The sequence below is a fragment of the Streptobacillus notomytis genome, from assembly GCF_001902585.1.
GTDB classification, from domain to species: domain Bacteria; phylum Fusobacteriota; class Fusobacteriia; order Fusobacteriales; family Leptotrichiaceae; genus Streptobacillus; species Streptobacillus notomytis.
The window spans coordinates 14,425-29,159 of record NZ_LKKV01000084.1 but is presented as its reverse complement, the minus strand read 5'-3'; the positions used below and the strand labels follow the sequence as shown (position 1 = coordinate 29,159).

At 26.1% G+C, this 14,735-nt stretch carries 11 protein-coding genes; 3 read left to right on the top strand and 8 right to left on the bottom strand.

The features are described 5' to 3' along the window. Positions 1 to 74: 74 nt before the first annotated feature. On the bottom strand, positions 75 to 2,462 hold the full coding sequence (locus BUE91_RS04420; RefSeq protein WP_073508076.1) for a heavy metal translocating P-type ATPase: 2,388 nt from the start codon (positions 2,460 to 2,462) through the stop codon (positions 75 to 77). Positions 2,463 to 2,641: 179 nt separating this feature from the next. Beyond that, positions 2,642 to 3,793 carry an N-acetylglucosamine-6-phosphate deacetylase gene (gene nagA, locus BUE91_RS04415; RefSeq protein WP_073508075.1) on the bottom strand — a complete coding sequence of 384 codons (1,152 nt, stop codon included), beginning with the start codon at positions 3,791 to 3,793 and terminating at the stop codon, positions 2,642 to 2,644. A gap of 197 nt (positions 3,794 to 3,990) precedes the next feature. Here nagA and BUE91_RS04410 point away from each other — a divergent pair, with 197 nt between their 5' ends. The 3 genes from BUE91_RS04410 to BUE91_RS04400 are packed head-to-tail and all read left to right on the top strand — an operon-like array spanning position 3,991 to position 5,845. Continuing rightward, the gene (locus BUE91_RS04410; RefSeq protein WP_073508074.1) at positions 3,991 to 4,884 is read left to right on the top strand and encodes a metal ABC transporter solute-binding protein, Zn/Mn family; all 894 of its coding nucleotides are present in this window, start codon (positions 3,991 to 3,993) and stop codon (positions 4,882 to 4,884) included. Beyond that, positions 4,881 to 5,270, top strand: coding sequence for a hypothetical protein (locus BUE91_RS04405; RefSeq protein WP_073508073.1), 390 nt, complete (start codon positions 4,881 to 4,883; stop codon positions 5,268 to 5,270). Before BUE91_RS04410 ends, BUE91_RS04405 begins: the two co-directional genes overlap by 4 nt. Positions 5,271 to 5,284: 14 nt before the next feature. Further along, positions 5,285 to 5,845 (top strand): hypothetical protein, encoded by a 561-nt coding sequence (locus BUE91_RS04400; RefSeq protein WP_073508072.1) that lies wholly within the window; start codon positions 5,285 to 5,287, stop codon positions 5,843 to 5,845. A gap of 43 nt (positions 5,846 to 5,888) precedes the next feature. On the opposite strand, the gene BUE91_RS04395 is transcribed toward BUE91_RS04400, so the two are convergent. From BUE91_RS04395 to gyrA, 6 genes are read right to left on the bottom strand one after another with little or no spacing between them, the layout of a single operon-like run. Continuing rightward, positions 5,889 to 6,557: a thiamine diphosphokinase gene (locus tag BUE91_RS04395; protein WP_073508071.1), complete on the bottom strand. Its 669-nt coding sequence runs from the start codon at positions 6,555 to 6,557 to the stop codon at positions 5,889 to 5,891. Beyond that, positions 6,557 to 8,977 (bottom strand): phenylalanine--tRNA ligase subunit beta, encoded by a 2,421-nt coding sequence (pheT, locus tag BUE91_RS04390; protein ID WP_073508070.1) that lies wholly within the window; start codon positions 8,975 to 8,977, stop codon positions 6,557 to 6,559. The genes BUE91_RS04395 and pheT overlap by 1 nt, the downstream gene beginning before the upstream one ends. An 11-nt stretch (positions 8,978 to 8,988) precedes the next feature. Next, positions 8,989 to 10,005: a phenylalanine--tRNA ligase subunit alpha gene (gene pheS, locus BUE91_RS04385; protein ID WP_073508069.1), complete on the bottom strand. Its 1,017-nt coding sequence runs from the start codon at positions 10,003 to 10,005 to the stop codon at positions 8,989 to 8,991. A gap of 11 nt (positions 10,006 to 10,016) precedes the next feature. Continuing rightward, positions 10,017 to 11,345, bottom strand: coding sequence for a hypothetical protein (locus BUE91_RS04380; protein WP_073508068.1), 1,329 nt, complete (start codon positions 11,343 to 11,345; stop codon positions 10,017 to 10,019). A gap of 30 nt (positions 11,346 to 11,375) precedes the next feature. Then, positions 11,376 to 12,140: a GntR family transcriptional regulator gene (locus tag BUE91_RS04375; protein WP_143605210.1), complete on the bottom strand. Its 765-nt coding sequence runs from the start codon at positions 12,138 to 12,140 to the stop codon at positions 11,376 to 11,378. 13 nt (positions 12,141 to 12,153) lie between these two features. Next, positions 12,154 to 14,658, bottom strand: coding sequence for a DNA gyrase subunit A (gene gyrA, locus BUE91_RS04370; RefSeq protein WP_073508078.1), 2,505 nt, complete (start codon positions 14,656 to 14,658; stop codon positions 12,154 to 12,156). Between the last annotated feature and the right edge of the window lie 77 nt (positions 14,659 to 14,735).

The following is a 14,735-nucleotide window of genomic DNA, read 5'->3' as shown; positions in this document are numbered from 1 at the left end:
TATATATAGAAATTAAATATGAATATATAAAATAAATAAAAAATGACTGTAAAACAGTCATTTTTATATTCTATTTATAACCTAACATATCTCATTCTCATTGCATTTAAAACTGTTATTATCGTAACACCAACATCAGCAAATACTGCAACCCACATAGACATGAAACTAAAAATTCCAAATATGATTATTATTAATTTTATAGAAATAATGAATAATAAATTTTCTAGTACTATAATTTTCATTGTAGTTGAAATTTTTTTAATTACCGATATCTTAGTTAAACTATCTGAATTTAAAACTATATCTGCTGTATTTATAGTAATATCCTGACCCATATTTCCCATAGCAACTCCTACATCAGAGGCTGCAATAACAGGAGCATCATTAATACCATCTCCTACAAATAGTATGTGTTTATCTTCTTTTTCTTCAATTAATATGTCTAATTTATCCTGAGGTAATAGATTTGAATATATTCTATCTATACCTAAAATATCTCCAACTTCTTTAGCAGCTTCAAAATTATCTCCAGTAAGCATTACTACTTCTTTAATTCCAGTTTGTTTCATTAAAAAAATAGCTTCTTTTGTATCCTCTTTTACTTTATCTTTAATAACAAATAAGGTTACAAAAATATCATCTATTGCAACATAAACTAAAGAAGAATTTTTATCATTCATGAAATTTATTTTAGGTATATATATATTTCTATCATCTAACATTTTTTTCTTACCCATTAATAGATTTCTATCTTCAAATTTAACACTAAGACCTAGTCCTGCAATTTCATTAATTTCTAGTATTTTCTTATTTTTAGAAAATTGATTTTTTAAACATTTTTCATCATGATTATATGACTCACATTCACATTTTTCACTATATTGTAATTTTTTAATATGATTTTTACATTCATCACCATAATAATGACCCTTAGGTTCATGTTTTTCTATCTTAATATTTTCTTTGTTATAATGTTCTGAATAATCATGGCAACAACCACAATGTCCACATAAGCTAATATATTCATAAAATTTTTCTTCATCTTCTATACTATCAACTAATCCAAACTTTTTATCTATAAAAGATATTATTGATTTTGCTATAGGATGATTAGAATTTTCCTCAGCTTTATATATATACTCATATACTTCTTTTACACCTATATCTATTTTTTCTAAATCTTCAAAAACAGAATTAACTTTAAATTTTCCCTCCGTTATAGTTCCTGTTTTATCTAAAAATACACTTTCAACCTTATCTATATTATCAAATATATCTGCACCTTTAATTAATATACCCTCTTTTGCAGCTCTTCCTATACCTGAAAAAAAAGTAAGTGGTATAGAAAGTACTAATGCACATGGACAAGATATGACTAAAAGTACTATACCATTGTATAATGAATCCATAAAACTTATTTTTCTAAAAAAAAGTGGTGGAATTATAGTTATAAATATAGCTAAAGTAAATATTATTGGAGTATAATATCTTGAAAATTTAGTAACAAACTTTTCCATTTTAGATTTATTGTGTCCAGAATTTTCTATCATTTCAACTATCTTATATATACTACTTTCATCAAAGCTTTTACTTGCCTCAATTGCTAAAGTTTTAGTTAAATTTATCATACCTGCTAATACTTCATCATCTTTTTCAAAATGTCTAGGCAGTGATTCTCCTGTTATCATAGATGTATCAAGTTCTGCATCACCTATATATATCTTACCATCTAGAAGTATTTTTTCTCCTGGTTTAACATAGAAAATATCTCCTGGCTTAATCAAATTAACATCAACATCTATAAATTCGTTTTTTTCTTCATCTAAAATATGTACCCTATTATCATTTAATTCTATCAAACTTCTGATACCTTTTCTTGATTTTAAAACAGAGTATTCCTGAAAATATTCACCTAACGTATAAAATAGCATTACTCCTGTTGCCTCTTCATATTCTCTAATAAATATGGCTAATAATGAAGCTACCATCATAAGTACTTTTTCATTAAAATAATCTCCACTTTTTATTGATTTAATAGCATATTTAATAATAGGAAATGCAACTATAGCATAAGAAAATAGATAAAAAGGAATATAGTATAAATAAAGATCTGAATCATATTTTAAATACATATACAAATATTTATCTACAAATAATGCAAGAATAAATAAAGCCAATGATATAAACATATGTATTTTTTGATCTTTTAAATTTTCTATTTCTTCTAAAAATTGGCTTTCAGATTTATCTTCTTTCTTAATATCAAAAGACCTTTCTTTTTTCTTACCATATTCTACTAATTCTTTTATATTATTTTCATTTTCAACATTAAAATCTACAAATAGAGTTTTAGTTGAAAGATTTATACTTAAATTCTTAACATTTTCATGATTTTTAAGATGTTCCTCTAGCTTACTTGCACAACCAGCACAGTCAATTCCACATATTAAATATTTCATTATAAATCACCTCTTTTTTATTATATCATAGCTTAAAAATTATTTCTATAATTTTTTAATACTGAAATATATTTTTTTTATTTATTCCATTAAAAACGTATATTTAAAGGTATAAGACTGAAATAAAATTATATAAAAAATAAGCAGTTGCTCATTTAAAACAACTGCCTATTATATTTCTAATATCTTTGTAATTTTCCTTTTGAAATTGTTCCTTCTACTCTGTAATCTGAGTTATAGAAAGTTAAATCTGCAATATATCCTTCTTTAATATATCCATATCTATCATCAACTTGAACAGCTTTAGCTGGATATGAAGTTGCCATACGCAACGCTTCTTCTTCGCTAACTTTAACTTCTTTAATTAAATTTTTAATACCTGTAATCATGTCTAATGCTGAACCACCTAATGATCCAGTTCTAGGATCCCAACATTTACCATTTTCATGTCTAACTAAATGTCCTTCAAATATGAACTCTTTCATATCTGTTCCCATAGGAGATACTGCATCTGTAACTAAATACATATTTGATCTCATCACCTCTTTTACTACTCTTATTGAAGAAAAACTGGCATGTAATCCATCAACTATTACTCCACATTGTATATTTTTCTTATCTAATAAATATCCAACAACTCCTGGCTCTCTTGAGTCAAATCCACGCATTGCATTAAAGAAATGAGTAGCGTGAGTAAAGTATTCTTTTTTTTCTTCAATTTGTGCATATGTAGCATTAGTATGTCCTAAAGCTATGTTTATTCCACTTTCTTTTAATACACTTAAATGTTTAACTAAAGCATTTTCTGGAGCTACAGTAATAATTTTAACTCCCTCATAACCTATCTTAGCTATTTCATTTATTAAACTATCATCTAATACTCTAATATAATCTGGTCTATGAACGCCTTTTTTCTCCACACTTATATACGGACCTTCTATATGTAATCCTAATACACCTATTTCTTCTTTAGTGTCTTTAATTTCATCTATTAATTTCAAAGCTTTTAATATTTTTTCATCTGGAGATGTAATTAATGTAGGTAAAAATGAAGTACATCCAAATTTTTTATTAGTTTCATTCATAATTTCTAATGTTTTTACAGTAATTTCATCATTAAATAAAACTCCTCCACAACCATTAAGTTGTAAATCTATAAATCCTGGAGATAAAACTTTACCCTCTATATCTACTAATTCATGCTTAGACATTAATTCATCATTAAGTTCTGATACTGTTGTTATTTTTTCAATCTTATCACCACTAAGTATTACTACATTTTCAGGAATAAATTTATCTCCATCAAATATTCTAGCATTCTTGATTATCATATGCCTGCCTCCTATTTTCATTTTATATTTTATTTTACCTCCATTAATAAAAAAAATCAAGTTAAATCACGAAAAAATATTTCATTTTTATATAATCTAATGAAATTTTATTTCTTACATTTTCCACCTATGTATTAATTCCTAAATCATTGAAATAAATAGTAAATAATGATATAATTTAAAAAATTGGAGGTAATATGAAAAAAATAATATTCAAATTAATAATGTTTATTTTATTAGTTAATAATATATCTTTATCAAAAATGAAAATTGGTGTAAGTATGTTACCTTATTATTCTTTTACTAGTAATATAGTTGGAAATAAATCTGATGTAATTCAAATTCTTCCAGCCAATGTAGATGTACACGCTTATCAACCATCTCCTGATGAAGTTAAAAAAATTTCAAATTTAGATGTATTAATAATTAATGGTACAGGAATAGATAATTATATGTACAACTTAGTTAAAGCATCAAATAACAAAAAACTTGTTATTATTAACTCAAATAAAAATGTTTCACTACTACCTATATCAGGTGAACGTGGAAATGCAAAATCTGTAAATACTCATACATTTATAGCTATACAAGCAGCTATACAACAAGTAAATACTATAGCAAAAGAAATAGCTAAATTAGATAAAAAAAATAGTAGTTACTACTTAAAAAATGCAAGAGAGTATAATAAAAAGTTATCAAATATTAAATCAAAGAAAATAAAAGAACTTTCTGAACTAAGAAAAGGAATTAATCTTACAGTAGCCACAACACATGGTGGTTATGATTATATATTAGGTGAACTAGGAATAAAGGTTGGTGTTGTAATTGAGCCAAAAAATCATGTCACACCTAGTGCTAACGATTTAAAAATAGCCATAAATTTAATAAAAGAAAATAATATAGATATATTATTTGAATCTGATGGTAGTGCATCTCCTTATACTAAAGCCATACAAAAAGAAACAGGTGTAATCGTAGAACAATTATTACATATGACTAATGGTAAATATACTAAAGATGCTTTTGAAAAAGATATAGAAAAAAATATCAATAGAATAATTAATGCATTAAGAAAGGTGAAACAAAAATGAAAAAAATATTAATTTTTACAGCTATAATAGCTTCTCTAACAAGTTGTTCTACTATTGTTAATGGTTTATATCAACCATTAGATGTTAGATCTACTTCTGGAAAAGAAATAACAGTTAAAGATGAAAAAGGAAATATATTAAAAAAAGCTCAAGGAACTTTATTTATTAATTTAAAAAGATTAGATAATGAAGCAGGAGTTGGAGCAAAATACTTTATTACTTCAGAAGATAAAACTGTTGCAATATTACCTAAAACAAATATTTTATCATACCTTATAGGTAATATATTTGTTCCAGGAGGACATTTAATAGATAAATACACTGGAGCAATGTTTGATCTTGTTGATGCTGATGGAAATAAATTAAATAGTATAGAATTTAAATAAAGGATGTTGGTGTTATGAAGAAATACGTATCTCTTTTTATATTATCTTGTATCATATCTTTCTCTAGTACAGAAGTTACTATACTTGCCCAAGGAGGGTTAGGTGGATTTCAAGCTAATAATGTTAATAGTAATTCTATTGTGAATGCTGGAGTACATATTTCATTAGGAAAAGTTATGAAATTAAAAAATGGAAGATTAAATGTTAATCTTGGTACAGGACTTGAAGGTGGAATTAACAAAATGGTTGAATTTAATACAAATAAAGCCATACAAGCTTCTAGTGCAGATGTTAAACAAGACAATACAGATTATAAAAAAGAACTAGAAAAATTTCATCTATATATCTCTCCTTTTATATTCACTGAGCTTAATGGAGAAGTTAGAGAAAATATAAAATTATATACAGGAGCTTCTATAGGTACTTTCCACTATATTATAGCTAATAAATCTATTACTAAATTTTCTATAAAAGCAAAATTTGGTACTATATTTAAAGGTAATTTCACTAGTGAAATTTCTGTAGGATATCCTCAATATATAACTCTAAGTCTGGGATCAAAATTTAATTTTTAAAGATAAAATAAAAAAGAATTTCTAAAATTTAGAAATTCTTTTTTTATATCTCAACTACTATTAACATATCACCTTTTTCAGCACTAATACTTGCTATGTCTTCTTTAATAATATTGCTAACTAAAGACATATTCCTTGAAATATCTTTATTTTCCAAATTATATACAAATCCCTCAAGAGTTAATCCCTTTATATCTGAGAGTGGTATTAATGAAAATTTCTTATTTACTTTTCCTAATATTTTCTCTTCTTTATCTACATAATACATTAATTCATTATTATGTGTAACATATTTCATGTTCTTATTATTCGCTAATAATTTAGCATTAGCTATAGACATATCTATTCTTCCGCCTGTAGCACCAAAAACAAGTACATCCTTATCTTGATAAAAATCTATCTCATCTTTTTCAAATCTACTATTCATACAAACATTTTCTATAGAACAAATATGTATTAAAGCTATAGAAAAATCTGTATAATCTTTATCACTTGAGTAATCATAAATCTTGACATTTTTTGATTTATAGTAATCTAAAACTTCTAAATCAACAGAATCTAAGTCTCCAACTATAACGTGAGGAACTATACCTTGCTTGTATGCAAAGTTAGCTCCTCCATCTGCACAATATATTATTCTATCTTTTATCAACTTGAAATGATAATCATTAAATTCAGGATATTCTCCATTTAAAAATACACAATATTTCATTATACTCTTAATGTAGCTCCAAATTCTTTAGTTAATTTATTAATAATCTTATTAATAACATCATTTATTTCTTTTTCTTCTAAAGTTTTATTATCATCTCTCATAACTATACTAATAGCTACAGACTTATATCCCTTTTCTATCCCAATACCTTGATATATATCAAATAGTTCTACTTTTTCTATTAAATTATCAGCTTTTTCTATAGTTTTCAACATTTCTCCTACTAATATATTTTCTTTTACAACTAATGCAATATCCCTTGGAACTGATTGATACTTACTTAACCCTTTATATCTCGTATTTTTTGAAATGTATTTTTTAATTAAATCTAAATATATTTCAGCATAAAGTATATCATTTTTTTCCACATCCATGTTTTCTAATACATCTGGATGTAATTGTCCATAACTTGCAATAAGTTCTCTTCCTACAAATACATCTACACTTCTTCCAGGATGATATGCTCTATTTTCACTTCTTCTAATTTGATATTTACTAAATCCAAGTTTTTCAAATGCAGCTTCTACTACAGCTTTTAAATCATAAAAATCATAATTTTCTGGTTTTGCATTCCATATATTTTTAACTTTACTTCCAGATAAGATTAATGCTAAAGTTTCCTTTTCAAAAACTTGCATTCCATCTATATTAACCATGTTTTCATCTTCTTTATTTACCACTTCTTTAGTAAATCTTTTACTTACTTCAAAAAATCTAATATCACTCGCTCCCCTATTTATATTATCCCTTACATTTTTAATAAGAGAATACATTAATGTAGGTCTTAAAATACTAAATTCTTCTACTATAGGATTTTTAATTTCTATGATATTTTCACTAGAAATCTCAAATAATATCTTCTCTAATGCATTCTTAGGTATAAAGCTATAATTAATAACCTCTCTCATACCTAAATTAGATATAAGTTTTTTAATATCTGTCACAAATTTAGTAGTATCTTCCAATCTTTCTTTTGTAAGTTTTACTGAAGGCATTACATTTTCTATACTATCAAATCCTACCATACGTATTACTTCTTCAAAATAGTCAAACTGATTAATTAAATCCTGTCTATGAGTTGGAGATATAAGTAATAAGTCTTCTCCCTTATCTTCAACTTTAATTTCTAGTTTTTCAAATATATCTAATATTTTATCTTTTTCTATTTCTTTACCTATAAATCTATATAATCTTGGAAGTGATAACTTCGTAGTTTTAACTTCAGGTTTAACTGGGTAATTATCATTAATATTACATACTTTTCCACCAGCTATTTCTTTTACTAAAGCAGTAATTCTATCCATTACATATTTCATATTTTCTGTATTTACGGCTCTTTCAAATCTGTATGCAGATTCTGTTGAAAGTGCAAATTTTCTATTAGTTTTTCTAACCATGATATTATCAAAATGTGCAACTTCTATTAAAATATCTGTACTATTTTCATCAACTTCAACATCAGTTCCACCCATAACACCAGCAAGTGCTACAACTTTTTCACCATTAGTTATTACTATATCATCACTATTAAGAATTCTTTCTTTTTTATCAAGAGTTATAAATTCTTCATCATTTTTTGCTCTAGAAACTGTTATTTTCTTTGAATTAAATTTATTAAAGTCAAAAATATGATTAGGTTGATTACTCTCAAGCATTACATAATTTGATATATCAACTATATTATTAATACTTCTAATACCAACTGCTTCTAATCTATTTTTTAACCATTCAGGACTTTTCCCTACCTTAACACCTTTAATAACCCTTGATAAATATCTATTAGATAATCCTTTTTCTATCGATATTTCCATATCTTCTTTATCTTCAACAATTACATTTACTTCTGGTAATTTTAATTTTTTAGAATAATATGCAGCAAGTTCTCTAGCTATCCCTATATGAGATAAACAATCAGGTCTATTTGGTGTTATTTCAAGTTCAAATATTACATCATCTAAACCTAAATATTTATTCATAGGTATACCAAGTTTTGTATCTTGTGGTAATATCATTATTCCATCATTATTTTTACCTATTTTAAGCTCAACTTCAGAGCAAAGCATTCCATTTGATTCTTCTCCTCTAATTTTAGCTTTTTTAATCACAAAACCTTTTTCAAGTTCAGCTCCAATTTGAGCCATAGCAACTATATCTCCAACCTTATGATTAGTAGCTCCACATAATACTTGTTCTACTTTTTCTCCATTATCAACCTGACATATACTAATATGATCAGAGTTAGGATGTGCTATCTTTTCTAAAATTTTAGCTGTTAAAACCTTAGTTAAGTGTTCTCCTTGTTTTTCTATTTTTTCTACTTCTTGTCCTATCATAGTTAAGGCATTTTCTAGCTCTTTTATATCTATATTCTTATCAAGATCTATATATTCCCTTAACCAATTTAATGAAATTAACATATTTCCTCCACCTAAAATTGTTCTAAAAATCTAATATCATTTTCAAAGAATGCTCTTAAATCATCTATACCATATTTAAGCATAGTTATTCTTTCTACTCCAAGTCCAAAGGCAAAACCTTGATAAATTTCTCCATCTATTCCAGCAGCTTCTAGAACTTTAATATTTACCATACCTGAACCTAATATTTCTAGCCAACCTGTATTTTTACATAATCTACAACCTTTTCCTCTACAAACACCACATTCTACGTCCATTTCTGCACTTGGTTCAGTAAAAGGGAAAAAGTGTGGTCTAAATCTTACATTTCTATCTGCACCAAATATTCTTTGTACTATACTTTCAAGTGTTGCTTTGAAATTAGAAAAGCTAACATCTTCTCCTATCATTAGACCTTCTACTTGATGAAACATAGGTGTATGTGAAACATCATAATCTGGTCTATATACTTTACCTATAGAAATCATTTTAAATGGTGGTTTATGTTCTTTCATATATCTAATTTGTACTGGAGATGTCTGAGTTCTTAAAATCACATCTTCTGTTATATAGAAAGTATCAGTTAATTCTCTTGACGGATGTGTTTTAGGTATATTTAAAGCATCAAAATTTAAGTAAGTACTCTCAACTTCAGGCCCATCTACTATGTCAAATCCCATTTCACTAACTATTTCTTTAATTTCAAATAAAGTTTTAGTTAAAGGGTGTAAACTAGATTTTTCTAAAGATTTTCCTGGTAATGAAATATCTAATGTTTCAGATTCTAATTTAATTTTTTTAGCTTCTTCTCTTAATTTTAATAATTTTTCATCAAATTTTTCTTGCAATTCAGTTTTAACTTCATTGGCAATTGCTCCAAATTCTCTTCTTTTTTCAGCTATAATATTTCCCATTTCCTTCATTATAGCTGTAAATTCTCCTTTTTTACCTAAATATTTTATCTTCATATCATTAAAATCTTGAATAGAATCTAATTTTTCTATATCTGATAGTGCTTTTTCTTTTATCAGCTTTAATTTTTCTAACATTTTTCCTCCAACTACTTAACCTTTTCTACTTTATTTTCTTTCAAGTTTTTTATTAAATTCTCAACATCTTTTGTTAACTTTATTCCTTCTTTTAAATTTAAGCCTTCTAAACCAACTATTTCATCATTATTTCTATACATTACACCTAAATATATTAATTTATATATCTCATCATTTTCTTCAAATTTAACTATGTCACTAAAACTTAATTCTGCATATCTAATTTTTTGAATCAAGTAATATTCTACATTACCATCTATGGCTTTTCCTTCATATATTCCTGTAATTTCATCACTAATACTATGTTTAGAATATCTTTCATCATATTTAGATAAGTATTTAAATAAAGATTTTATATTTATTTCATCTATAGATTTAACAATTTTAGGAACTGTTTTAATAACTATTTTATCTTCTATTTTACCTGTTTTAAGATTTAAAAATTCTTTAACTTCTGCATTAAAACTAACCTTAATTTCTCTAGTTTCTCCTTCTTTTAATTCTTCAGTTCCTCTTTCAACTTCATAATTTACTCCGTTTAAATAAAGGTTTCTAAAATTAGGGTCAAGATTTTTTTGATTAACTTTTCTCATATTAACGCTACCAAAAAGATATATTTTATCATTTTTATGCTTATAGTTTGTAATCATATATTCAAATGGTTTAAATATCTTATTATCATATTTAATGTATATATTCCATGAAACTAAAAAAGAAATTAATAACATACATAAAACAAATGTTGATATATTTAATTTTTTCCATATAGCCTCATCTTTCTTACCTATCAATGTTCTTACGTTCAAAATTATTGCAAATATTGTAGATACAAATATTATTATAGTTAAAATATGTATTATATACTTAACATCTAAGATATATTGTATTCTACCCATTAAGTAAAGTGCATAAGGTAAGCCTTGCTCATATTGTTTTTCTGTTATACTCTTTAATGCATAAAATAAATCTTTAGTAATATATACATAATAAACTGCAGCTGTAATTGCAACCCATATCATTATAGTTGATTCTTTAAGTAATTTATCATACTGTTTTTTTACAATTCTAAAAATTACAAAACATGCAAAAGTAATTAATAGTAATAGTAAGAAAGTTCTGTAAATAGTTGCTAACACTTCCAAAGCTTTTAAATCTTCTGTCATAACAGAAAGCTTTTTAACTAAAGTTACAAAATCCGTTTGATTTGTAATTTTACCCCTTAGTTTATAGAAAATATCCCCAACCTTTGCCATTAATAGTATCTTTATTAATAAACAAAATGATAACAGCCATAACATAACTGTTTCAAATATCTTACGTGGCTTTATTACACTATTCATATATTTCCTCCCTTATTTTTAGTATTTTCATTAACCCATATATATAGGGGTTTCAGTTTTTTCAAATACTTTTAATCCAACCTGACCTGTTAATCTTTCAAATATTATTGAATATTTTAAAACTCCCATTAAAATTAGGTCATATTTAGGTACCTCTGATAATATTATAGAAACTTCATCTCCAGTTTTATCTATAATATTACATTTAGATCCAAACCTTTCAGTTAATCTATTCTTATCTTCAACATTTACTCTTAAAACATCTATATCTTGTACACCAAATGTACTAAAGTAATCATATACTGTTCTATTTACCATAAATCCACCATCATTTAACATAAGTACTTTATCAAATGAATATTCTCTATCTGTTATTGAAAGTATCAACATAGGTTTGTAATGTTGTTTAAGTAAAGAATGTAAATTATCACTTATAGTTCCATTTTCCGTCCTACAAACTACTAATAAATCATAAGCTTTTAATTCTTCCATAGCTACTTCTACTATTTCACCATCTAATGAATATATTTTCCTGAAATTACCTTTAGATATTTTTTCTTTGTATTTATCAAATACATCATCTTCAAGTTTTAAATAGTCTTCTATCAATAGGTTTGTATTAGCACTTACCCCCATTCCTTGTATAGTTAATGGGAAGATATCATATTTTCTGATATCTTTAATGTACACTACATCTTTTTCTATATGTGGATATTTCTCATCTAAAGATTTAGATAATTTTAAAAACTCGTTAATCTCTGCCTCATTTGTAAGTAAAAACAAGAATCTTTTCATAATTATACCACTCCTATTCTTCAACTATTTCCTCTTCCTCAGAATTTTCAGCAGCAACTCTATCAGCTGAAACTAAATATTCTTTGTATTTAAGAGATTGTATTTTTACACCTTTACTATTTCTTCCAACTACTGGAAGATCTTTAATTTTAATACGTATTACTGTTCCTGTAGTTGATATTGCAACAAGTTCCATGTTTTCTGAATTTTCATCACTTGGATCTATTATAGTTGAATATACTACATAATGATGTTCGCTTTCTTCCTTACTTCTTCTTTCAAGATTGTAGTTTTTAACTCCTTTTCCCCCTCTTTTAATAATATTATATTCTGAAAGCAATGTTTTTTTCCCTATACCAAGTGATGTAACACTTAATACACTCATTTCATCTACATTATTATCTGTATATATTACATCTGCTGATACTACTTCATCATTAGAATTTAACTTAATAGCTCTTACTCCTGCTGCTGTTCTACCCATAGAACGTATATCTTCTTCTTTAAATCTTACAGCCATTCCACCTTTAGTTGATATAAATATCTCATCTTTTTCACTTCCAGATGTTATTCCAACAAATTTAACTTCATCTTCATCATCTTTAAATGAAATTGCTATTTTACCGTTTCTATTTATTGTTTTAAATTCAGAGATCTTAGTCTTTTTAGCTATACCATTTCTTGTTATGAATATTAAATCCCTATTGTCATTTTCTATTTCATCTACTGGTATTATTACTGAAATTTTTTCATTTTCATCAAGTTCTATAATATTTCCTATTAATTTACCTCTAGCCTGTTTACTTACCTCAGGTATTTCATAAACTTTAATAGAATATACCTTACCTTTATCACTAAATACCATTAAGGTATCTAAAGTTTTAGCTGTAAATAGATCTTTTAGCACATCATCTTCAATGGTTGTAGTGTTAGACACTCCTTTCCCACCTCTTTTTTGTGCCTTATAACTATCAAGTGACATACGCTTAGCATATCCTCTCTTAGTTATAGTTACTATTACATCTTCATTTTTAATTAAATCTTCTATATTAATCTCATATCTATCATTTTCTATAGAAGTTCTTCTAGGATCTCCATATTTTTGTTTTAACTCTAATACTTCTTCTTTAATTATTGTATATTTTCTTTCATCCTTTGCAAGTATATCCTCAAGATCTGTGATAAATAGCATTAATTTATTGTATTCTGCATCTATTTCTTCTCTTGCAAGCCCTGTTAATCTATGCAATCTCATATCTAAAATAGCTTCTGCTTGTATTTCAGTAAATCCAAATTTTTCTATTAATGATTCTTTAGCTAAAGCTCTTGTTTTACTTCCTCTAATAGTTGAAATAATTCCATCTATATAATCTAAAGCTTTTCTTAATCCTTCTAAAATATGTGCTCTATCTTTAGCTTTATTTAAATCAAATATAGTTTTTCTTGTAATAACATCATATCTATGTTCTAAATATTTTTCTAAAATTTCTTTTAAATTTAATATTTTAGGTGCATTATTAACAAGTGCAAGCATTATGATACCAAAAGTTGTTTGAAGGTCAGTGAATTTAAGTAACTTATTAAGTACTATTTCTGCCTCTTCTCCTTTTTTAATATCTATAACTATTCTTATACCCTCTAAGTTTGAAAGATCTGCTAAATCAGATATTCCAACTATTATCTTATCTTTAACAAGCTCACCTATTCTTTTAATTAAATTTGCCTTATTAACCTGATAAGGAAGTTCTGTAATTACTATACTTTGTCTACCTTTTTTATCAGTTATTATCTCTGTTTTAGCACTTACTCTTACCTTACCTCTACCTGTTTTATAGGCTGAGTATATCCCAGATTTTCCATATATTATACCTCCTGTTGGAAAATCAGGACCTTTAATATGAGTAATTAATTCATCTATACTAATATCCTTATTATCTATTAATGCAATTATACCATCTGATAATTCTCCCAAGTTATGAGGTGGGATATTAGTTGCCATCCCTACTGCAATACCTGTAGTTCCATTTAAAAGTAAATTAGGTAATTTTGCAGGAAGTACTGTTGGTTCATCTAAACTTTCATCAAAGTTTTTTCTCCAATCTATAGTGTCCTTATTAATATCTATTAACATTTCTTCAGCAATTTTAGACATTCTTGCCTCAGTATATCTCATTGCCGCTGCACTATCTCCATCTATAGAACCAAAGTTTCCATGACCATCTACTAACATATATCTAGTATTAAAATCTTGTGCCATTCTAACCATAGAATTATATACTGCACTATCTCCATGTGGGTGGTATTTACCTAATACTTCCCCAACTAGTCTTGCAGACTTTTTATATGGACTATTATGACTCATTTTTAATTCATCCATAGCATAAAGTATTCTTCTATGTACAGGTTTTAAACCATCTCTTACATCTGGAAGTGCCCTTGATACTATAACACTCATAGAATAATCTAAATATGATGCTTTAATCTCATCTTCTATATAAATTAATTCTTCATTAGACATTTCTGTTTTTTTCATAATCTCTTCTATAGCACTCTGGCTATCTTGATCTAGCGTTGAATCTATATCTTCTTCTTTTA

Excerpts from the sequence above, each read along its gene's own strand:
- BUE91_RS04420 (WP_073508076.1), bottom strand. The coding sequence starts at position 2,462 with ATGAAATATTTAATATGTGGAATTGACTGTGCTGGTTGTGCAAGTAAG.
- nagA (WP_073508075.1), bottom strand. The coding sequence starts at position 3,793 with ATGATAATCAAGAATGCTAGAATATTTGATGGAGATAAATTTATTCCT.
- BUE91_RS04410 (WP_073508074.1), top strand. The coding sequence starts at position 3,991 with ATGAAAAAAATAATATTCAAATTAATAATGTTTATTTTATTAGTTAAT.
- BUE91_RS04405 (WP_073508073.1), top strand. The coding sequence starts at position 4,881 with ATGAAAAAAATATTAATTTTTACAGCTATAATAGCTTCTCTAACAAGT.
- BUE91_RS04400 (WP_073508072.1), top strand. The coding sequence starts at position 5,285 with ATGAAGAAATACGTATCTCTTTTTATATTATCTTGTATCATATCTTTC.
- BUE91_RS04395 (WP_073508071.1), bottom strand. The coding sequence starts at position 6,557 with ATGAAATATTGTGTATTTTTAAATGGAGAATATCCTGAATTTAATGAT.
- pheT (WP_073508070.1), bottom strand. The coding sequence starts at position 8,977 with ATGTTAATTTCATTAAATTGGTTAAGGGAATATATAGATCTTGATAAG.
- pheS (WP_073508069.1), bottom strand. The coding sequence starts at position 10,005 with ATGTTAGAAAAATTAAAGCTGATAAAAGAAAAAGCACTATCAGATATA.
- BUE91_RS04380 (WP_073508068.1), bottom strand. The coding sequence starts at position 11,345 with ATGAATAGTGTAATAAAGCCACGTAAGATATTTGAAACAGTTATGTTA.
- BUE91_RS04375 (WP_143605210.1), bottom strand. The coding sequence starts at position 12,140 with ATGAAAAGATTCTTGTTTTTACTTACAAATGAGGCAGAGATTAACGAG.
- gyrA (WP_073508078.1), bottom strand. The coding sequence starts at position 14,658 with ATGTCTAATGAAGAATTAATTTATATAGAAGATGAGATTAAAGCATCA.